The 19,790-nt window shown below is 34.5% G+C and carries 27 protein-coding genes; 23 read left to right on the top strand and 4 right to left on the bottom strand.

What is annotated here, in order from left to right; genetic code table 11:
* Positions 1-38: 38 nt before the first annotated feature.
* From WMO18_RS04915 to WMO18_RS04930, 4 genes are all read left to right on the top strand, one after another.
* Entirely contained in the window at positions 39-1,019 is a 981-nt protein-coding gene (locus WMO18_RS04915; protein WP_211147425.1) for an aldolase catalytic domain-containing protein, read from the top strand.
* A gap of 39 nt (positions 1,020-1,058) precedes the next feature.
* A complete protein-coding gene (galE, locus tag WMO18_RS04920) occupies positions 1,059-2,072 on the top strand; it encodes a UDP-glucose 4-epimerase GalE (RefSeq protein WP_211147424.1) in 1,014 nt (337 codons plus the stop codon).
* Between the two features lie 24 nt (positions 2,073-2,096).
* On the top strand, positions 2,097-3,020 hold the full coding sequence (locus tag WMO18_RS04925) for a cohesin domain-containing protein (protein ID WP_211147423.1): 924 nt from the start codon (positions 2,097-2,099) through the stop codon (positions 3,018-3,020).
* Between the two features lie 204 nt (positions 3,021-3,224).
* Complete coding sequence (locus WMO18_RS04930) at positions 3,225-4,373, top strand: LPXTG cell wall anchor domain-containing protein (RefSeq protein WP_211147422.1); 1,149 nt, start codon at positions 3,225-3,227, stop codon at positions 4,371-4,373.
* Between the two features lie 420 nt (positions 4,374-4,793).
* Here the strand turns inward: WMO18_RS04930 and WMO18_RS04935 are convergent, their stop codons facing one another.
* Positions 4,794-5,039, bottom strand: coding sequence for an AbrB/MazE/SpoVT family DNA-binding domain-containing protein (locus WMO18_RS04935; protein ID WP_138156454.1), 246 nt, complete (start codon positions 5,037-5,039; stop codon positions 4,794-4,796).
* A gap of 206 nt (positions 5,040-5,245) precedes the next feature.
* On the opposite strand from WMO18_RS04935, the gene WMO18_RS04940 reads away from it, so the two are divergent.
* From WMO18_RS04940 to WMO18_RS04950, 3 genes are all read left to right on the top strand, one after another.
* A complete protein-coding gene (locus tag WMO18_RS04940; protein ID WP_211147421.1) occupies positions 5,246-5,830 on the top strand; it encodes a nucleoside recognition domain-containing protein in 585 nt (194 codons plus the stop codon).
* Positions 5,821-6,327, top strand: a complete 507-nt coding sequence (locus WMO18_RS04945) for a spore maturation protein (protein ID WP_022505808.1) — start codon at positions 5,821-5,823, stop codon at positions 6,325-6,327. Before WMO18_RS04940 ends, WMO18_RS04945 begins: the two co-directional genes overlap by 10 nt.
* Before the next feature lie 118 nt (positions 6,328-6,445).
* Positions 6,446-7,504: an Ig-like domain-containing protein gene (locus WMO18_RS04950; RefSeq protein WP_211147420.1), complete on the top strand. Its 1,059-nt coding sequence runs from the start codon at positions 6,446-6,448 to the stop codon at positions 7,502-7,504.
* Between the two features lie 50 nt (positions 7,505-7,554).
* On the opposite strand, the gene WMO18_RS04955 is transcribed toward WMO18_RS04950, so the two are convergent.
* From WMO18_RS04955 to WMO18_RS04965, 3 genes are all read right to left on the bottom strand, one after another.
* The gene (locus WMO18_RS04955; RefSeq protein WP_248004661.1) at positions 7,555-7,899 is read right to left on the bottom strand and encodes a type II toxin-antitoxin system death-on-curing family toxin; all 345 of its coding nucleotides are present in this window, start codon (positions 7,897-7,899) and stop codon (positions 7,555-7,557) included.
* A gap of 29 nt (positions 7,900-7,928) precedes the next feature.
* Positions 7,929-8,171 (bottom strand): type II toxin-antitoxin system Phd/YefM family antitoxin, encoded by a 243-nt coding sequence (locus WMO18_RS04960; protein WP_211147419.1) that lies wholly within the window; start codon positions 8,169-8,171, stop codon positions 7,929-7,931.
* 77 nt (positions 8,172-8,248) lie between these two features.
* A complete protein-coding gene (locus tag WMO18_RS04965; protein WP_211147418.1) occupies positions 8,249-9,640 on the bottom strand; it encodes a spore germination protein in 1,392 nt (463 codons plus the stop codon).
* Positions 9,641-9,789: 149 nt separating this feature from the next.
* Here WMO18_RS04965 and WMO18_RS04970 point away from each other — a divergent pair, with 149 nt between their 5' ends.
* Genes WMO18_RS04970 through WMO18_RS05045 form a run of 16 tightly spaced genes read left to right on the top strand, consistent with a single transcriptional unit; the run spans position 9,790 to position 19,790 of the window.
* The gene (locus WMO18_RS04970) at positions 9,790-10,245 is read left to right on the top strand and encodes a terminase small subunit (RefSeq protein ID WP_211147417.1); all 456 of its coding nucleotides are present in this window, start codon (positions 9,790-9,792) and stop codon (positions 10,243-10,245) included.
* On the top strand, positions 10,238-11,488 hold the full coding sequence (locus WMO18_RS04975; RefSeq protein WP_211147416.1) for a PBSX family phage terminase large subunit: 1,251 nt from the start codon (positions 10,238-10,240) through the stop codon (positions 11,486-11,488). Before WMO18_RS04970 ends, WMO18_RS04975 begins: the two co-directional genes overlap by 8 nt.
* Positions 11,489-11,495: 7 nt before the next feature.
* Positions 11,496-12,689, top strand: coding sequence for a phage portal family protein (locus WMO18_RS04980; protein ID WP_211147415.1), 1,194 nt, complete (start codon positions 11,496-11,498; stop codon positions 12,687-12,689).
* Positions 12,686-13,645: a hypothetical protein gene (locus tag WMO18_RS04985; protein ID WP_211147414.1), complete on the top strand. Its 960-nt coding sequence runs from the start codon at positions 12,686-12,688 to the stop codon at positions 13,643-13,645. The genes WMO18_RS04980 and WMO18_RS04985 overlap by 4 nt, the downstream gene beginning before the upstream one ends.
* A gap of 11 nt (positions 13,646-13,656) precedes the next feature.
* Entirely contained in the window at positions 13,657-13,998 is a 342-nt protein-coding gene (locus WMO18_RS04990) for a hypothetical protein (protein WP_211147413.1), read from the top strand.
* Positions 13,999-14,009: 11 nt separating this feature from the next.
* Positions 14,010-15,020 carry a phage major capsid protein gene (locus WMO18_RS04995; RefSeq protein ID WP_211147412.1) on the top strand — a complete coding sequence of 337 codons (1,011 nt, stop codon included), beginning with the start codon at positions 14,010-14,012 and terminating at the stop codon, positions 15,018-15,020.
* Positions 15,021-15,030: 10 nt separating this feature from the next.
* Positions 15,031-15,399: a hypothetical protein gene (locus WMO18_RS05000; RefSeq protein WP_022505817.1), complete on the top strand. Its 369-nt coding sequence runs from the start codon at positions 15,031-15,033 to the stop codon at positions 15,397-15,399.
* Positions 15,396-15,749 (top strand): hypothetical protein, encoded by a 354-nt coding sequence (locus WMO18_RS05005; RefSeq protein WP_022505818.1) that lies wholly within the window; start codon positions 15,396-15,398, stop codon positions 15,747-15,749. The genes WMO18_RS05000 and WMO18_RS05005 overlap by 4 nt, the downstream gene beginning before the upstream one ends.
* The gene (locus WMO18_RS05010) at positions 15,736-16,164 is read left to right on the top strand and encodes a hypothetical protein (protein ID WP_022505819.1); all 429 of its coding nucleotides are present in this window, start codon (positions 15,736-15,738) and stop codon (positions 16,162-16,164) included. The genes WMO18_RS05005 and WMO18_RS05010 overlap by 14 nt, the downstream gene beginning before the upstream one ends.
* Positions 16,165-16,524, top strand: a complete 360-nt coding sequence (locus WMO18_RS05015; RefSeq protein WP_022505820.1) for a hypothetical protein — start codon at positions 16,165-16,167, stop codon at positions 16,522-16,524.
* Positions 16,517-16,651 carry a hypothetical protein gene (locus WMO18_RS05020; RefSeq protein WP_022505821.1) on the top strand — a complete coding sequence of 45 codons (135 nt, stop codon included), beginning with the start codon at positions 16,517-16,519 and terminating at the stop codon, positions 16,649-16,651. The genes WMO18_RS05015 and WMO18_RS05020 overlap by 8 nt, the downstream gene beginning before the upstream one ends.
* Positions 16,648-17,166, top strand: coding sequence for a LysM peptidoglycan-binding domain-containing protein (locus WMO18_RS05025; protein WP_211147409.1), 519 nt, complete (start codon positions 16,648-16,650; stop codon positions 17,164-17,166). Before WMO18_RS05020 ends, WMO18_RS05025 begins: the two co-directional genes overlap by 4 nt.
* Positions 17,160-18,062, top strand: coding sequence for a hypothetical protein (locus tag WMO18_RS05030; RefSeq protein ID WP_022505823.1), 903 nt, complete (start codon positions 17,160-17,162; stop codon positions 18,060-18,062). The genes WMO18_RS05025 and WMO18_RS05030 overlap by 7 nt, the downstream gene beginning before the upstream one ends.
* Positions 18,063-18,395, top strand: coding sequence for a phage baseplate assembly protein (locus WMO18_RS05035; protein ID WP_022505824.1), 333 nt, complete (start codon positions 18,063-18,065; stop codon positions 18,393-18,395).
* On the top strand, positions 18,395-18,742 hold the full coding sequence (locus WMO18_RS05040; protein ID WP_022505825.1) for a hypothetical protein: 348 nt from the start codon (positions 18,395-18,397) through the stop codon (positions 18,740-18,742). Before WMO18_RS05035 ends, WMO18_RS05040 begins: the two co-directional genes overlap by 1 nt.
* A complete protein-coding gene (locus WMO18_RS05045; RefSeq protein ID WP_022505826.1) occupies positions 18,729-19,790 on the top strand; it encodes a baseplate J/gp47 family protein in 1,062 nt (353 codons plus the stop codon). The genes WMO18_RS05040 and WMO18_RS05045 overlap by 14 nt, the downstream gene beginning before the upstream one ends.

Below are 19,790 nucleotides of genomic sequence, written 5' to 3' on the forward strand. Positions count from 1 at the left end.
TTTATATGTTTAATTTATTATAGATGGAGGATATACCAATGGCACAAAAAGGTGACTTACTTTCAGTAAGACAAGACATTAGGGTTGTTGATGCAACAATTAGAGATGGAGGACTTTGCAACAACTTTAGATTTGACGATAAGTTTATTAAGGACTTATATCAGGCAAATGTAAAAGCCGGTGTTGACTATATGGAATTTGGCTACAAAGCATCTAAAGAAATTTTTAACGAAGATGACTTTGGTAAGTGGAAATTCTGTAACGATTCAGATATTAGAAAAATTGTTGGTGACAACAAAACAGGTCTAAAGATTGCAGTAATGGCTGATGTAGGCAGAACAGATTTTCAGAAGGATATTATCCCTAAAAAGGACAGTCCTATTGACCTTGTTCGTATTGCAACATACATTAACACAATTCCTGCAGCAGTAGAAATGATTGAAAATTGTGCAAAGAAAGGCTATGAAACAACTATCAACATTATGGCAGTTTCTAAGGCTAACACAGATGATATTAAGACAGCACTTGACATTTTAGGTCAAAGCCCTGTTAATGCTTTCTATATTGTAGACAGCTATGGTGCATTATATCCTGAACAGTCAAGAAAACTTGCTAACCTATATTGTGAATATGCCGATAAGTACGGCAAGAGTGTTGGTATTCATGCTCATAATAATCAGCAACTTGCATTTGCAAATACTATTGAAGCTATGACTCAGGGTGTTAGTTACCTTGATGCTACAGTTGACGGCATGGGTAGAGGTGCAGGTAATTGTGCACTTGAACTACTACTTGGTTTCTTAAAGAACCCTAAGTATAAGGTTGCACCTATCCTAAAGATTATTGAAGAACATACTGAGAAGTTAAAGGCTGAAGGCGTAAAGTGGGGTTATGACATTCCATATATGCTAACAGGTCAGTTAAATACTCATCCTCGTCCTGCAATTTCTTATGTTAAAGAAGACAGAAAAGACTACTCAAAATTTGCTAATGAACTTTATGATATTATTAATAGCTGATTTTGAAATTTTTTATTAATTTAATAAGGAGTTTTTAAAATGAATATTTTATTAGCCGGTGGTGCCGGTTATATTGGTTCACATACTTGCATAGAATTAATTAGTGCCGGACATACAGTAGTAATCGCTGATAACCTTTGCAACAGTAAGAAAGAAGCTGTTAAGAGAGTTGAAAAGATTGTAGGTCAGGAAATTCCTTTCTATGAAATCAATGTTTGTGACTATGACGCTCTAAGAAAAGTATTCAGCGAAAACAAAATTGATGCAGTTATTCACTTTGCAGGTCTTAAGGCAGTTGGTGAAAGCTGTGAAAAGCCACTAATGTACTACCGTAACAACCTAGACAGTACTCTAACACTTTTGGAAGTTATGAAGGAATTTGGTTGCCACAACTTTGTATTCTCATCTTCAGCTACAGTTTATGGTATTCCTAAGACTGTACCTTTAGTAGAAACAATGCCAACTTCTTGTACAAACCCTTATGGTTGGACAAAGCTAATGACAGAGCAGATTCTTCAGGATGTTACAAAGACAGACCCTGAACTTTCTGTTGTTCTTCTTCGTTACTTTAATCCAATCGGTGCTCACGAAAGTGGTACAATCGGTGAAAACCCTAACGGTATTCCAAACAACCTAATGCCATATATCACACAGGTTGCAGTCGGTAAGCTAAAGGAACTTGGTGTATTCGGTAACGACTACCCAACACCTGACGGTACAGGTGTTCGTGACTATATCCATGTTGTTGACTTAGCTAAAGGTCATGTAAAGGCTATTGACTATGCCGATGCTCACAAGGGTACAGAAATCTTTAACCTAGGTACAGGTGTTGGTTACTCGGTTCTTGATATTGTTAAGACATTCAGCAAGGTTAACAATGTTGAAATTCCATATCAGATTAAGCCAAGAAGAGCCGGTGACATTGCAGAATGTTATGCTGACCCAACTAAGGCTAAGGAAGTTCTTGGCTGGACTGCTGAAAAGACACTTGAAGATATGTGCCGTGATTCCTGGAATTGGCAGAAAAATAATCCTAAGGGTTACGAAGAATAATAAAAGAATAAAGAGGAAAATAATATGACAAAACGAATTAGTGCTGTTGTTCTTGCACTACTAATGTGCTTACTTGCTTTAGCTTCTTCTGTTACTAGTTTTTCAGCAGAAGAAAATCTAAAGCTAAACGGCGAAGTTAATGCAAAGGTTGGGGATAAGGTTACATATGAATTTTGTGTATCTGATGTTCCTGAAAAAACTGAGGATATTCAGATGCAGGTAGCATATGACTCTCAGTATCTAAAGGTTGACCCGGACAAGGTTGAATACCTTGATGGTGGCAGTTCAGTTTATAACACTGACCTAGAAAATGAAGTACTGTTTAATAGTGCTAATGGTGTTCAAGGTTGGGATATGAAAGAAAAAACAATGATTCTTTCACTAACTTTTGAAGTACTACAGGGTGGTTCTACCGACATTACTTACTATGTACAGTGCTTTGACTACCAATCAAATAGTCAGAATGTTGACACACTACAGTTTACAACTGACTTTTTAGTTAACGGTAAAACAGCAAAAAAGAATGTTGTACCAAAGGTTAACGAAAACGGTAACGGTGGTATATTTATCAATTATGAAAACGGTAAAGGTACAAAAAACGGTGGTGACAACCCAATTGGTGGTCAGTATGGTAGATACAACACCAACAACCAAACTACCGATAGCAACGGTAATGTTGTACAGAATAATGCAAGTGTTGCAACTGATGCAAACGGTAACACAGTAGAAAATGCCACAACTGCATATCAAGCAACTACAGAGTCAACTGCTATGAGAACAAACTCATCAGGTCAAAATGTAACAGACTCTAACGGTAAAGAGGTTTCATACACAGATTCAGATAATTTTTGGAGAAACCTTGGTATCGTTGGAATTGTTGCACTTATTGTAATAGTTATTGTAATAAAAGTTATTGTTGATAAGAAAAAAGGTAAAAAAGAAGAATAAACAGTATTTCAGTTAATACTCTGTTCAAATTCTCTTTTCATTTGTGCATTATGCCTATTTTGAATGCACAAAGTTTGTGCATTTTATCGTCAACAAAATGTTACAAAATTGTTGCTTTACAAATTTTAAAGGTGTATAATTATGGCAATGGGGGAGATATCCCCACAAATCTATATTGGTTTAATTTTATAGGAGGAGATAACTATGAAAAAGTTATTAAGCGTACTATTAGTTATGGCAGTTGTTATGAGTTTTGCAACTGTTATGTCAGTGTCAGCTGACGAAAGAGAAGATTTAGCTTCTGCAGGTGCTTCACAGGATGTTGAAACAGCAGCAGCTGACGGTAATGTATCTGTTGGTGCAGGTACAGATACTGAAGCAACAGGTACATCAGGTTTAATTTACCTAGAAAAGCCTGACTGGGGGGAATGTAAATATTACTCAATCCACATTTGGGAAGCAAAGCAGAACGGTGAACAGTTCTTTAGCTATGGTACACAGAAAGAACGTTTCGAAGAAAAAGATGGTAAGTTGGTTTATGATCTATCAAAGTTGAACGAAAGTACATACATTAAAGGTGGCTTAAAAGCAGGCGTTACATACAACCTAATAGTTTATAATAATAATGGTGTTGAATCATGTGGTCTGATGTTTAGTACAGAATGTGCTGGTGATACTATTAGAGTAACTTCAAATGAAAGATCATTTGAAAACACAGAGGATTCTACAAAGCACAGCTATCCAATTGGTTGGACAAATAATGCTAAGAAATACGGTATTCCTCTACAGATTACATCAGTAGGTACAGTACAGGGTGAATTTGTTACAAAGGGTTCAAGTCCAGATGATATTGTCAAGGCATGGGACAAGAACTACAAGCAGTATCCTAATAAGGCTTCTTTTAGTACACAGTCAAGTGCTAGAGACCATAAGACAAGACTTGCTGAAATTAAAGCAGAATTCAAAGAACTTGTTAGCAAAGGTAAAGTACTAGTTTTGGGTGGTGGTGTTTACACCGAAAAGACTGACCTAGATAAGGTTAAACCAGGTTCAAGCTCAAGCTCAGGTTCAAGCTCAGGTTCAAGCTCAGATTCAAGCTCAAAAAGCTCTTCTAACTCATCAAGTAAGAAGATCTATAAGGATAAGAATGGTAACACAGTAACAAGAAATGCTGATGGTTCATACACAGATGCAAACGGTAATAAAGTTGACGCTTCTGAAGTTACAGCAACAACAGAAACAACTGACACAGTTACAACTGGTGAAAGTGCAACTCCAATTTACATTGGTCTAGGTGTTATGCTAGCAGCAGCCGGTGTTTACTTCTTAACTCGTAAGAAGAAAGAAGCTTAAGTCTAAGAACTAACAAAACTCAAAACTAAAACTCAATTAATCAAGCCCCATTAATTATGATGGGGCTTTTAATTTTGCTATTTTAATTTCATTATTTATATTTTTACTTAATCTGTTTATACGAATATGGTAATGCTTTATGAAGATTAATAATGTGCTATATTAATAAGGTACTAATCATTGCTATGAAACTTTGTGTTGTTATGGGACTCTTGAAAATTAAAAAAACAAAATAAAAAAGACACTAAGGATAGTGTCTTTTTTACGCACAAATGAAAATAAATATTCCTACAAAACAAATCTATTAAATCAATTAAAGGTATTTCTGCTTGTATAAATAATAAAAAAATAAAATATAGATTGTATTTAGTAATATTTAATTTTTGAATAAATATAATTTAATGAATAAATAAAATCAAACTAGATTTTCTTATACATTCTCTTTACACATTCTTCGCAGACTTTAACGCCTTCAAATGTGATAACATTATCGCTTTCGCCACAGAATAGGCAAGTTGGCTGATACTTTCTAATTAGTAGACCATTGTCCTTAGGAAGAATTTCAATAGAATCTTCCTTTTCTAGATTAAACATCTGTCTAACTGGCTTAGGAATTACAACTCTGCCAAGTGTGTCAATTTTGCTTACATAACCGATCTGTCTCATACTTTTCACCTTCCAAAAAATACTACAAGCAGTAAATATCATACACGACAAAAATATACAAGCAACTACACTTATATACTTATTGCGATTTTATTCTACCAAATGATAAAATTTTTGTCAAGTATGTTCAAGTTGCAGTTTTTACCGTAAGTTTGATTTTAACAATTTATTCAAATAATTATGAACAAAAGTGGTAATATGTACATATGATTAATTATGTTTGGGGATTTTTAATAATAATTTCTGTGATTTGTGCCATTGTAACGGGAAATAGAGAAGGTGTTTCTTCCGGTCTTATGAATGGTGCAGAAAAGGCAACTAAACTTTTAATAACACTTTTTGGTGTAATTGTATTTTGGTCAGGTATTATGAAAGTGGCAGAAAGAAGTGGACTGACAGGAAAATTAGTGAAACTTCTGTCACCTATATTGAAAAGAATTTTTCCTGATGTTGATGAAAGCAGTAATGCTTTTCAAGCAATGGCTTTGAACATTAGTGCAAATTTAATTGGTATCGGTAATGCAGCAACACCCTTCGGACTAAGGGCAATGGCTGAACTGCAGAAAAATAACCTTAAGAAAGATACTGCTACCGACTCTATGGTTATTTTTGTTGTGATGAATACTGCCTCAATGCAACTTATACCGGCAACTATAGGTTTCCTTAGGGACAGCTATGGTAGCAAAGAACCATTTTCAATTATTCCTTGTGTTATTATTTGTTCTTTCTGTGCTTTATGTGTTGCGTTACTACTTGCTAAAGGATTAAATAGGGTGAAGTCTTGGAAATAATAGTACCGGTAACAGTTGCATTTGTTGTGCTTTACGGAATGATAAAGAAAGTTAAAATTTTTGATGCATTTATTGAAGGTGCAGTTGAGGGGTTACATACTCTTTATATGATTATTCCTACAATAACAGGACTTGTAGTTGCAGTTGAAATGTTGCAACAAAGTGGTACTATTGACTTGGTATGTAAAGCAGTAGAACCTTTAGCTGATTTTTTCAACTTTCCCAAAGAAATTGTTCCTATGGCAGTTCTCAGACCTATCAGTGGCAGTGGTGCTACTGCACTTCTAACTAATATATACGAGAACTATGGACCTGACTCTTTAGTAGGCAATATTGCCTCAGTTCTTGCCGGTAGTACAGAAACTACCCTTTATGCAGTTACAATGTACTTTGGCAGTGTTGGTATTACCAAAACAAGACATACACTTTTTGTAGGTTTACTTGCAGATTTTACTGCACTTGTTTTGGCAATTATGACCGTAAAATTAACATTGTAAAAGTTTTATTAAGTAGTATTTTTATCTAGACAAATTAATACTTGTGTTGTATAATAAATATAGCAATAAATAGTACTAATTTTATTAAATTAAAAAAGAAAACGGAGGAACTCTAATTATGAAAAAGACAAACAAAGTTATTTCTTTAGTTTTAGCTCTTGTTATGGCATTAAGTATTCTTGTAGTTATTCCTACTGCTTCTGCTACATCAACAGTTAGAATTAATGAAGTAAATGCAAATGTAGGATATTCTATTGTATATAATATCTATTTGCAAACTGATGAAAAGGCAAACACAATGGAAGGTAGACTAAACTATGACAATACTGTCCTAGATTTAACATCACTTTCTTTTGATACTGCTAATTCATTTGACTCAAGTGCATCTGTAAAGGGCGATATGACCCAGGTTAGCTTTAATGGTAAAAAGTCACTTTACGATTGTAAGTCAAGAAGAATGACTGTACTAACTGCTGTATTTAAGGTAACTAATACTAGCGATAAGTACACAAGTGCTACAACTGCTGATGCTGTTTCAGGTTGCTTTACAAAGCTAATTGGTGAAACAGGTACAGACCTAATGAAGCACATTAACACAAACATTACAACAAGAACAATCATCGGTGCAACTTCTATCAAGATGGCAAAGACATCTGTACTTCTTGATAACGGCAAGGGTGATAGCGAAGTTGTAAAGGTTAAGTCAGTAGGACCTGTAAACAATGATATAGATTCTTCTTACTCAGCAACTTATGTTTCATCAAACACAAAGGTTGTTAAGGTTTCAGGCAGAGGTACTTATGTAAGAATTATTGCAGTAGGTCCTGGTAAAGCAGAAGTTCGTTGTATCACTGATGGTAAATTAGCTACTGCTAAAATTAAGGTTACAGTTAAGCAGCCTGTAAAGAGCGTTAAGTTTAACAAAAAGTCTGTTAGACTACCTAAGAAGGGTGCTAAGGCAAAACTAAAGGCTACTGTTAACCCAACTAATGCAAGTGTTAAGAAGCTTACTGTTAAGTCAGAAAACACTAGGGTTGCTAAAGTTAATAAGTCTTCTGTAAACTCAGGTGCTACTATCACAGTAACTGCAGTTAAGAGGGGCAAGACTTATGTTCGTGCTACTGCTACAGACGGTTCAAAGAAATTCAAGAGAATTTTAGTTACAGTAAAGAAGTAATTTTTTACAAACTACATAAATTAAACGGCTGACATCTGTCAGCCGTTTTTTTATATCTGATGATTGATTATCCACTTCGTTAATTGTTGATAGGATATTTCATTTGAAGCAAGTTCTAATATTGTAGAAGAAAGATCATCTTGTGTATATTCAAGTTCAATTCCGTTTAAAGCTAAAAAAACTAACATCACATGTGCACCGATTCTTTTATTTCCATCAATAAATGGATGATTATTTACTAACCCAAAACATAATCGTGACGCTTTTTGTTGAATTGTTGGATATAAATCTTCATTTCCAAATTGCTGAAAAGGAGAATTTATGGCTGATTCCAATAAACCGACATCCCTTAACCCATCACTACCACCGGTTCCTGAGATTAGTTGACTGTGCAAAAGTAATATTTGTTATTTGGATAAAACAATCATTCTGCTAGTACCTTATAAGCCTCTTTATTTTTATCAATTAATTTTTTAGAAATTGATAAAATATCTTCATCATTTGCAGTTTGCATATTTTCTGCTTTACTAAATTCAACAATTAAATATCTTGGAGTATTGTTCTTTAGAATAACGGCAGAACCATTTTCGTCCACAAGTCTTGCTACTTTAGAAAAATTCTGATTTGCTTCTGTAATAGAAACAAGTGCGTTTGTATTAACTTTCATAAGAATACCTCCTTAACAAAATAGGATAAATTAATCCTATTTTTATTATATGTTAGTATTTCAAAAAAGTCAACCGATTATTTCCTTATCCTTACAAATTTTCTTAGGAGTGCTTTGCCGTTAAATGGGATAAGTGGGTACAGGTAGCTTTTGCCGGAAAGGGTTTTGTTTGAATATAACAAAATAATAATAAGGACTACACCACCGATTAAGCCGAAAATTGAGAAAAGCTCAGTTGCTATCAGTAACAAAATTCTTAGGAATTTTATTGCATAGGATAGCTCTTGACTCGGCTGAGAGTAGTTTGCTATTGTGACAAATGCCATATAAAGTATGGTTTCTGTACTGGCAAACCCGGCATCAATTGCAAATTCGGAAAGTGCAATACCACCGATTATTCCTAAAGTTGTGCTGAGCATTTCCGGCGTGTTGATTGATGCAAGTCGCAAACCGTCAATTGCAATTTCTATCAAAATAAGTTGCCAAAATATTGGAATTTTCTGAGGTTCACTTACAATTGTAAATTGGAAAAATGTTGGTACAAAATCAGGATAACGGTTAGTAAGTAACCAAAGTGGTGTGATGAAAATTGAAAGTAAAGACACAACATACCTTGAAATTTTTAGGTATGTGCCGGTTACAGGTGGGAAGTAGTAGTCATCAGCCTCTTCCATTAAATCAAAAATTGATGTGGGAATGATTATTGAAGATGGTGAGTTGTCTACGATTATTGCTATGTTGCCTTTTAGAATATTTGCTGAGGTGGTGTCAGGTCTTTCGGAATATTTTACCTTTGGAAATGGGTTTATCCACTTTGATTTTATTAATGCCTCAACAAATCCTTGTTGTGTCATAGACAGTTCTTCGGTTGTAATATTCTTAATTTTCTGCTCAATATTTTTCAGTAAATTTTTATCCACCTTGTTGTCCATATAAATTAGTGCAATATCGGTTTTGGACTTGTCACCGGCTTGTAAAGCCTTGATTGTAAGGTTTTTATCCCTGATTCTTCTTCTAATCAATACGCAGTTTTGTACAAATATTTCTGTAAAAGCATCCATACTGCCACGAAGAACCTTATCATTTTTAGGTTCAGCAGTTTCTCTTTGAGGATAACTTCTTGCATCAATTAAAATAATTTCATCAAGTCCATCTACTGAAAGAATTGCAATGCCTGACAGTAGTGCAGTTACAACAGCATTGGAATTTTTACTTTTATCAACTTCAATATATGGAACACAGTTTTCCACAAAAGTTTCGGTATTTGTGAAAAAGTCGTCCTCGGTAATTCCGTAGAAAAACTCCATCATCTTTTCCATAATAGCCTCTTTAAGAAGTCCGTCTATGAAATATAGAACGGACTTTCTTTTATTTATGCGAATAACTCTCTTGATAATATCAAAATTTTCATTAGCCCTGGTTAGCTTGTCTAGGACAGTTATGTTGTTTTCTATATTAGTATTAAACATTGTATCACCGATTTTATTTTTCCCAAAAGCTAATGCAATTATTGCATTTTTTGTAAACAAATTATGAACATTTCAAAGAAATTGCATAGTTATATGCAATTTTTCTCTTTTGTAGGGGTATGGGTGCAGGATGTTTTTTGGAGGTTGATATGAGAAAAAGAGATAAAACTTTTTGTGTTTATGTAGCACAAGGCAAGTCACTTGAGGAAGCATCAATCCTTAGTGGCTATGAAGAAAATAAAGGTGTTACCTTAATTACAAAACCTGAAATTATCAAGGAGATAACTGCTTTGCTAAAGGCAAAAGCAAACCTAATGAAGAACCTTTCTGTTATCGGTTATCAGCAACTTGCCTTTGGCAGTATTGCCGATTGTATTTCACTTGTAACAGAAGAAAAGGTCACTAAAGAAGATTTGCAGAATATGAATTTATTTATGATTTCTGAAATTAAGAAACCAAAGGATGGTGCAATGGAAATTAAATTTTTTGACAGACTAAAGGCACTTGAAAAGCTACAAAATTACCTTGACGGTGAAAGTCAATGTGTACCGTTTTATGAGGCTTTGGAAAAAGGTGCAAAGGCTTTAGGTGACAGTAATGAGTAGTTACAAACCATTTTCTAAAAAGCAAATGAAAGTCCTTACTTGGTGGTGCAGTAATTCTGCCGATAAAAGTAAAGATGCAATTATTTGTGACGGGGCAGTTAGAAGTGGCAAAACCTTTTGTATGTCAATTTCATTTGTTGCATGGACCTTTAGCACTTTTAACAATATGTCCTTTGCAATGTGTGGCAAAACAATCAGAAGTCTAAAGCGAAATGTAATAACACCTTTAATAAAGAACTTAACCGACCTAGGTTTTGAAACTAACCTAAAGAAAAGTGAGAACATTCTTGAAGTTATGTATAAGGGTATGGTAAATCGTTTTTACCTTTTTGGTGGTAAAGATGAAATGTCAGCATCACTTATTCAAGGTATCACTTTGGCAGGTGTGTTCTTTGATGAAGTGGCTCTTATGCCTAGGTCATTTGTTGAACAGTCTCTTGCAAGATGTTCTGTTGAGGGCAGTAAGTTTTGGTTTAACTGTAACCCTGAGTATCCGGGTCATTGGTTTTATTGTGAGTGGATAAAGAAATGCAAAATGAAAAATGCATTGTACCTTCATTTTGAAATGGAGGATAACCCATCTTTAAGTAAAGGAATGATTCATAGGTATCAGAGTTTGTACACCGGTGCATTTTATGAAAGATTTGTAAAGGGTAGGTGGGTTGCAACAACAGGTGCAGTTTATCCATTTATGGATAAGGATAATGCTTACTGTGATGTGCCTAAGGTTAAGTTTAGTGAATATGCAGTTTCTTGCGACTATGGTACGGTAAATCCTGCATCATTTGGACTTTGGGGTAAGTACCAAGATACTTGGTACAGAATTGATGAATACTACTTTAATTCCAGAGTTGAGGGTTATCAAAAAACTGATGAAGAACATTATTCTTCACTTGAAAAGTTGATAGGTAACAGACACCTATCATCCATTACAGTTGACCCCTCAGCAGCAAGCTTCATTGAAACAATAAAGCGACACAAGAGGTTCAATGTTGTACCGGCAAGGAACAATGTACTTGACGGTATCCGAAAAGTATCTACTGCACTAAAAGAAAATAAAATTAAAATATGTTCCAACTGTACAGACTCTATGAGAGAATTTTCCCTTTACCGTTGGGACGAAAGAGGTGGTAACGATTGTCCGATAAAGGAGAATGACCATGCAATGGACGATATTAGATATTTTGTAACAACAATTCTGAATAGTGAAAGTGGTTTCATAGCTTTTGCTACCAGAAGATAGGAGAGTTATGGGTATATTTAGAAAAAGAAAAGTTAAGGAAAAAGTTTCTATACTTTCTGCTCCACAAAATGACAGTTCATCACATCCATTTAATATTGTAGGTTCATACAGTCCATTAACCAAAGTTGAGCTTGACCTTTATTCTTCTCTTAGAGAGGCTTTGCCCATTATTGATGCAGCAATTTGTAAAATCAATAGGCTATTAGGTACATTTTCTGTAGATTGTGAAAGCAAAAAAACTAAGGCAATGGTTGATGATTTTTTTAGAAATGTTGATGTGTGTCAAGGTAATAAGGGTATGTATAACTTTATTTCTTGTTACTTTGATAACCTACTGACTTATGGTGAGGCAGTAGCAGAAATTGTTTTAACAAGTGACGGAAAAAATATTAGAGCATTGTACAACACCGACCCTAGGGATGTAACACTGATTGAAAAGGACAGTCCTCTTAACCTTGTGGTGTGTAGCAACAGTAAAGGCATAAATGAGGAACTTCCTTATCAAGATTTGTTTGTAACATCAATGCTAAACCCTGAGTCAGGCAGAAGTAGAGGTGTGTCAATCCTAAGAGGTTTGCCATTTGTAAGTGGTATTCTGTTAAAGATTTTCAATGCTTTGGGACAGAATTGGGATAGAGTGGGCAATGTGAGATTTGCAGTTACATATAAGCCTGACAGCAACAGTGGTTCATCAGCTTATACAAGAGAAAATGCACAACAAATAGCCGATGAATGGTCAAGGGTTATGCGTAACAAAAACAGTGTATGTGACTTTGTTTCGGTAGGTGATGTGTCAATAAAGACTATCGGTGCTGATAATCAGGTTCTTGATTGTGATCTGCCTATTAGACATATTACAGAACAGATTGTAGCAAAACTTTCTGTACCACCATTTTTGCTTGGTTTAAGTTGGAGTACTACTGAAAGAATGAGTAGCCAACAAGCTGATATTCTTACAAGTGAACTTGAGTGTTACAGAGAAATTTTAAATCCTGTAATTGAGAGAATAGCAAGGGTATATTTAAGTTTAAATGGTATTGATGAAAAGGTAACTGTAAAGTGGACACATATTAATTTACAAGATGAACTTGAACTTTCTGAGGCAAGACTAAACAAGGCAAATGCCTTAAAAATTGAAAAGGAAATTGAAAGAGAGTTTGGCGTTAAAGAAAGTGAGGAGGGTATTTTAGAAACTGTATGAAGAAAGGTTTAGTAATTAAATCAAATGAAAATTTAGCTGAGGATATTGCCCTTATAAATACCTACACAAGAAGTGACTTAACGGAAGATGAAGTATATACATTTTCTGTTGTACTTTGTGACAATGAAGTTGATAGGGACTATGAAAGGTTTACTGTGGAAAGTCTTTTTGCACTTGAAAAACTTTTTGTAGGTAAAACCGGTATTATGGACCATTCACCAAAGGCTGAAAACCAACTTGCAAGAATTTACAAAACTGAGGTACAGGCAGTTGAGGGTGAAGTCACCACAACAGGTGATCAGTACTTTAGGCTTATAGCAAAAGCCTATGTGCCTAAAACCGAAAGTACCAAGGACTTTATCAGTAAGCTGGAAACAGGAATTCTAAAGGAAGTAAGTGTCGGTTGTAGTGTAGAAAGCACCTTGTGTTCAATTTGTGGTAATCCTATTAATTCATCAATGTGCAATCATCATAAAGGTGAATATTACGGTGATACTCTTTGTTACGGTGAATTAACCGGCGTAAAGGATGCATATGAATGGAGCTTTGTGGCAGTACCATCACAGAAAAAAGCAGGTGTAATTAAGTCATTTTTAAAAGGAGAGAATTTTATGGAAGATATTATTAAGTGCCTAAAAAGCGAAAAGCAAGTTACCCTTAATAAAGATGAAAAGGTAAAACTGCTTTCATACATTCAAAGTCTTGAAAAGGATGCTGAATGTGGTAGGGCATATAGAGAAAGTGTGGTTAAGGACATTATGCGACTTTCTCTAATTAGCAAAAGTGGGATTTCAAGTACAACAATGGAGTCTATTGTAAAGACACTTTCTATTAATGAGCTTTGTGAACTTAGAAATGTGTATCAGGACAGAGCAAGTGAAAGGCTACCTATTGTGCCACAATCCTACAAAGAAAATAAAAGTGTAAGTAACAAAAATCAAGAATTTACTATTTAACGGAGGTTTATATGAATATTAATTTTAACGGTTATGATGAAAACTCAGTTACTATGTTAGCTGATACTACTCTAAAAGAGGGAGAACAGAATGTGCTTGTTACTGTTGGTGCAAACGGTACTGCAACAGTAGCAAAGGCAACTAAGCCTTTCCTAGGTGTTTGTACTTGTGTAAGGGACGGTTATGCAACTGTACAGACAAGAGGTTATTGCAAGGTGAAAACCACAGCAAAACTTAGCCTAGGTAGTGTATCGCTTGTAGCATCAAGTGACGGTAAGGTAGCAGAGAACAGTGCAGGTAAAATGTACTTTGTACTGGACTCAACAGATAATGAATCAGGAATTTTACTATAAGGAGAATGAATATGAGTAACTATAAAAATATTTCTTTAGAAAAAGGTATGTACGGTGTAAAGGGTAAGAGCTTTACAGATGTTCTTGAAGAACTAGACCCATCAGAAAACTACAGAGGTACTTCTCTGGAAAATCTAGATGCATTTTCTCGACAGTTAAAGCGATTTGACATTAAGGTTTCAGGTAAAGGTAGTGACACAGTTGATAAGTTCTTTTCAACAAGCAGTTCATCAGCACTGTTTCCGGAATATATCAGCAGAGCAGTAAAGCAAGGTATGGAACAGGCTGATGTACTTTCTGACATTGTAGCAACTACTACAATGATTGACGGTATGGACTACCGTTCAATTACTTCAGAACCTACAACTGATGATAAGTCACTAAAGGTTGTTATGGAAGGTACACAGATTCCACAGACAACTATCAAAACTCAGGATAACCTAATTAAGCTACATAAAAGAGGCAGAATGTTAGTTTCTTCTTATGAAGCAATCAGATTTCAGCGACTTGACTTATTTACTGTCACACTAAAGCAGATTGGTGCATATATTGCAAGAGCACAGCTTAAGGATGCAGTTGATGTACTGATTAACGGTGACGGTAACGGTAATCCGGCAAGTACAATCAATACTTCTTCAACAGGTAACATCAGTTACGGTGATCTTGTAAAGTTATGGAGTTCACTAAGCCCTTATGAGCTTAACACAATTATTGCACCTACTTCTTCAATGGAAAAGCTACTTTCACTTACAGAAATGAAGGATTCGGTAGCCGGTCTAAACTTTCAGGGTACAGGCAAAATGATTACACCTATGGGTGCTAATGTTATCCATACACCTGAAATTACAGGCAACTATATTATTGGTGTTGACAAGAATTGTGCATTAGAGATGGTTAAGGCCGGTGATGTGCAGACAGAGTATGACAAGCTAATTGACCGTCAGCTAGAGAGAGCAGCAATTACTTCTATTGCAGGTTTCGGCAAAATCTTTACAGGTTCTGCTAAGGTACTAAAGTACTAGAGGTGATAACTTGGGAATTAATGAAGTAGCAAAGAAATTTCTGTTACTGTCCGGTATTGATGAAAGTGAACTTAGCAAGTATCTGCCACTTATCAGAGAGTCAATTGCCTATGTAAAGTCAATTCTAAAGGAAGAAGTTGATGTTAAAGAGAACAGTACATTACTAAGTTCTGCTTGTGGTACATATGCTTATTACAATTGGAGTTTGTTCTATAGCCAAAGTAATGTTAGCTACTTTAAGGCAGGTGACTTAACTGTTTCCAAAAGCAGTGAAAGCAAAGTTACCGAAAGGGCATATTCACTATGGAAAGAAAGTCTAAAGGAAATTGCTAGGTTCACAAAGTCATCTGACTTTTACTTTAAGGGTGTTAGTGTATGAATATAAGTTCTTCAATTACAAAGTCCTTTAGAGAATACGGCAACAAAATAACTGCCTTGTCAAAGGACAATGTAAGTACAATTTACGGTTTTATTCAGCCACTAAACTATAAATCCCATAGTAATATTTATGAAAGCACAAATATCTCTGCCAGGGATAAAATGTATTATCTTTTAGTAGCAGAAAAGGACAGTGCAGTAGACAGTAACGACAAACTGATTCTTGATAATTCAACATATGAGGTTATTAAATGTCAGAGTTATATGTATCAGAATAAATGTATGTATAAGTGGGCAATACTAAAGTTATGTTACCCTATTTTGGAGGATGATTTTAGTGGTAATTCATAATGATAAGGTTGAAGATATTATTAAGAAAATCAAGCTAAGTAAAGACCTTGATGATGTAAGATTTGTAAAAGCCTATAACGGTAAGCTAAAAGAAACACCACTTGGTGGAATACTTGTTACCGTAAATAATGGTGTTAATATTGTAAATTCTTTTGCCGGTGGATTTGCCGGTAACGGAATGAGTGGTGAAAATATAAAGTCAGAGTTAAAGCTGAATATTTACTGTCCCTACCAAAACGGTGGGGATGGTATCACCCATACAATAAATTCTATTGTGGAGCTTTTACCTAAAGCAGACAGTGACAATATTATAAGCAGTATAAATGTTTCTGAAATAAAGTATAGCCAAGAGTATGAGGCAGTGTATAGGACACTTTCTCTATCCTTAGATTATTTAGATTACAGAGGTGAGTAAATGATAGGTACAATGGATTTAATGAAAAATTTAGTTATCACTATTGATGACAAGGTAGTAGGTGGAGTAGTTGGACTTACATCGGAAGTAAATTCATCTACCACTAAGATTAATGAATATATGTGTGGCAATAGTTACGGTGTAACAAGTGAAAATGTTGATTATACCCTTACACTAACTTTAGCAAGTAACCACAACACTTTTCCTCATAATGAATTTACCCTAAAGCTAAAGCAAAGTAACTACACAGTAATGTATTACAACTGCAAAATTTTAGGTGAAAGAGAATATACAAAGGATGGCTTTGTGTATAGAGAATTGCTGATAACTTCTTGTGAAAGAAGGTCATTTAATGAATAAGGAATTCTTGGAATTTGCCGATAAGCTGGTTGATAAATCTGCTTGTGAAAATATTTCCAAAATTATCAGTAGGGATATTCGCAGATACAGCAGAAAAATTATTGACACAAAGGATTTGAAAAAATGAAGATAGCAAAAATGAGTTTCAAAAATCATTTCTGGACCTATAACCCATCAACAGTAAAACTACTTTCCAATAGAGAAATTGTGGAACAAAAAATTCCTATGGGCAATAACCTTATTCAAAACTTTGGCAGAAACAGTAGAGTAATTACAGGTGAAGGTTATCTCTTTGGTGAAGATTGTTTTAGTCAGTATGATTCTTTGTGGAAGGTACATAAAGAAGAAACTTCAGGACTGCTGACAATTCCTAAATTCTCTGTAATGAATAGCTACTTTACAAGTCTTGAAATTGTAGGTGAACCTAAAGAAAATCTGATTTCCTATAAATTTACTTTTGTTGAAGATATGTCCGGTATTGATAAAACTTATTTACCATCATTTTGTTATGCTGAAAGTGGTGAGTCACTATGGAATATCAGCAATAAATATAATGTTGGTATTGAAAGACTTATGTTACTGAATAATCAGCTGAAAAATCCTTTTGACTTAAAGGTAGGGGATAAGGTGGCATTATGTTAGGTGTATATATTTTTGATGATAAGGGTAACATTATATGCTTTGAAAAGCCCTTGTCATTGACTATTGATATGAGTTTAACTGTTCCGTGTGACAGTGCTACTGTTGTGTTGCCTTATAAAAATTATGCTGATGGTGCAGAGATTAAAATTTATAATGAGACTGACCTTATCTTTGTTGGGGTTATTGATGAAGAAATCAGCATTTTTAATACTACAGGTAACTATAAAAAGTATGTAGCAAGAAGTAAGATGGCCTTGCTACTGGATAATCAAGCCTATCCTACAGAATTGAATAATGTTACAAGAACATATTTAGGTAATAAATATCTTAAAGATTTTTCTATTGATTTTGATAATGGTGAGGAAGTTTATACCGGAAAGATTACCGTTGATAACGGTATGACTGTTTATGATATTTTTGCAGAATATTGTGATAAGGTATTTTCTTCTTTACCTAGAATGACACCTAAGGGTAAGCTGATTTTTTACAGTAATATTGACAGTGAAATAACTTTAAGTAACTTGAGCTACACCTCACTAATCGAAAATAAAAAGAGATGTGAGAAAATCTCCAAAGTATCCTTAATGACAAATTCAAGATTTTACGACTATATAATTGAGAATAAAGAAACTAAGGGTACTTCAATATGCAGAGAAAGATTTTTGGATGCATCAGTAGGTAAAAATGTTTATCCGGAAAATGGTGAAAATTTAATAGAAAATTCTAACTTAAACAGTTATGAAGTACAGGTAACTTGCCCATATAACTTAACCTACTGTTTAGGCTATAAATGTAAGGTTGAAAGTATAGCAGAAAAATTGCAAGTTGCAGAAATAGAATATTCCTATAATTCAAAAGGTGAAGAAACAAAGTTAATTTTAAGAAGGTGTAAATAAATGTGGTTAACCGGTTATATTGCAAAGGAAAATTCCCCTAAATCAAAGTGTGGTGAAGTGGTAAAAAGTGATGACAATACAGTAAATGTGTTTTCTTCTGTAGAGCAAAGTAATGTAAAGGTTGCTTTGCCCTATGGGTTGTATTCTGTTCCTGTTGTTGGAGAAAATTCTGTAATTATCCCTACAGAAAACGGCAATGTTGTTGTGGGAGTATGTAACAACAATTCCCATAATTTAGAAGTAGGTGAGGTGCTGCTGTGTAGTGCAGGTGGTGCAAAAATTCTTCTCAATAATAAAGGTCAAGTGCTGATAAACGGCAAGGTGATTTCTTGATGTATGATTTAAAGGTTAAAGATGGTGGTACAGTTTTCTTAGGTAATACAGAAGAAAAAGTTTATGATGTTGATAGTATTTTTCAGAGAATAGAATTGTGCCTTTCTCTTGATAAAGGCAGTTTTATTTATAATAAAAATTTAGGTTCAACTATTCCTAAACTTGATTACTCTACTGAAGAAGATTTGGCACAACTTGAAATGTACATAAATCAATGTGTATTTAATATTGTAAATACTAGGGTAACTGTACTGTGGGTAGATAAAGAGAAACAGACTGTTAATATTAGCCTAAAACTAGGTAATAAGGAATATGTAAGAGAGGTGAATGTGTGTGGTAGATTATAATGAAATACTAACTACAATGGAAAATGCCTATAAAGAGAAAACAGGCTTTGTACCGGATGAATATTCTGACCAAGGTATTAAGTTTAGAATTTTAGCCGGTGAACTTTTTAACTTTTCAAGTCAATTAGATTTTTTGGAAAAACAAATGTTCCCTACAACTGCAACCGGTAAGTACCTTGACTATCATTGTGCAGAAAGAGGTGTCACCAGAAAGCAAGGTGCAAAAGCTACCGGTAGTGTTTTTTTTACACTTGACTCACCAACAGAAAGTACACTATTAATACCTAAGGGTACTGTTGTTTCTACATCAGGGGAAAATCCATTGAGATTTGTCACTACAATAAACGGATATGTTTCAGTAGGAGGTACCTTTGCTATTGTAGATGCTGAGGCTGAATCGGTAGGCAAAAAATATAATATAGCTATTAAGAAGATTGCTACCTTGGTTTCTCAAGTGCCAGGTGTCTATTCGGTAACAAATAAAGATGTTTTTGAGGATGGTGAAGATATAGAAACAGATGAAGAACTTAGAAGTAGATTGATGTACATATATAAGCACCACAACAACGGTACTAATATTGCTTTTTATAAGTCACTTGCCGAAAGTATGGAGGGTGTATATTCTGCCGGTGTTGTACCTAAAAACAGAGGTGCAGGTACTGTAGATATTTTTATTTCTAAAAAAGGTGAAATGGCAGATGCTACCTTGGCTTCTAATGTACAGAGAGTTATAACAAAGGAAAGAGAAGTTAATGTTAACACAGTAGTATATAGTGCAACTGCCTCATATGTAAATATCGGTGTAAAGCTGGAACTTGAAAGTGGTTATAGCTTTGCTGATATTAAGAGTAAATGTGAAACCTTGCTGAGAGATTATGTTTCAAGTTTAGGTGTAGGTGGTTCATTCTTTCTTTCACGAGTTGCTGAAAAGGTGCAGAGTATTGACGGCATAAAGCGTTTTCAGTTTGATGATGCTTTAACTACCGATATGGTAGTGGATAACAAGCATTTTCTAAAGCTAAATACTTTACAGGTTACGGAGTTGTAA

The sequence above is a fragment of the Ruminococcoides intestinihominis genome, from assembly GCF_040096285.1.
In the GTDB taxonomy this organism is placed as follows: Bacteria; Bacillota; Clostridia; order Oscillospirales; family Acutalibacteraceae; genus Ruminococcoides; species Ruminococcoides intestinihominis.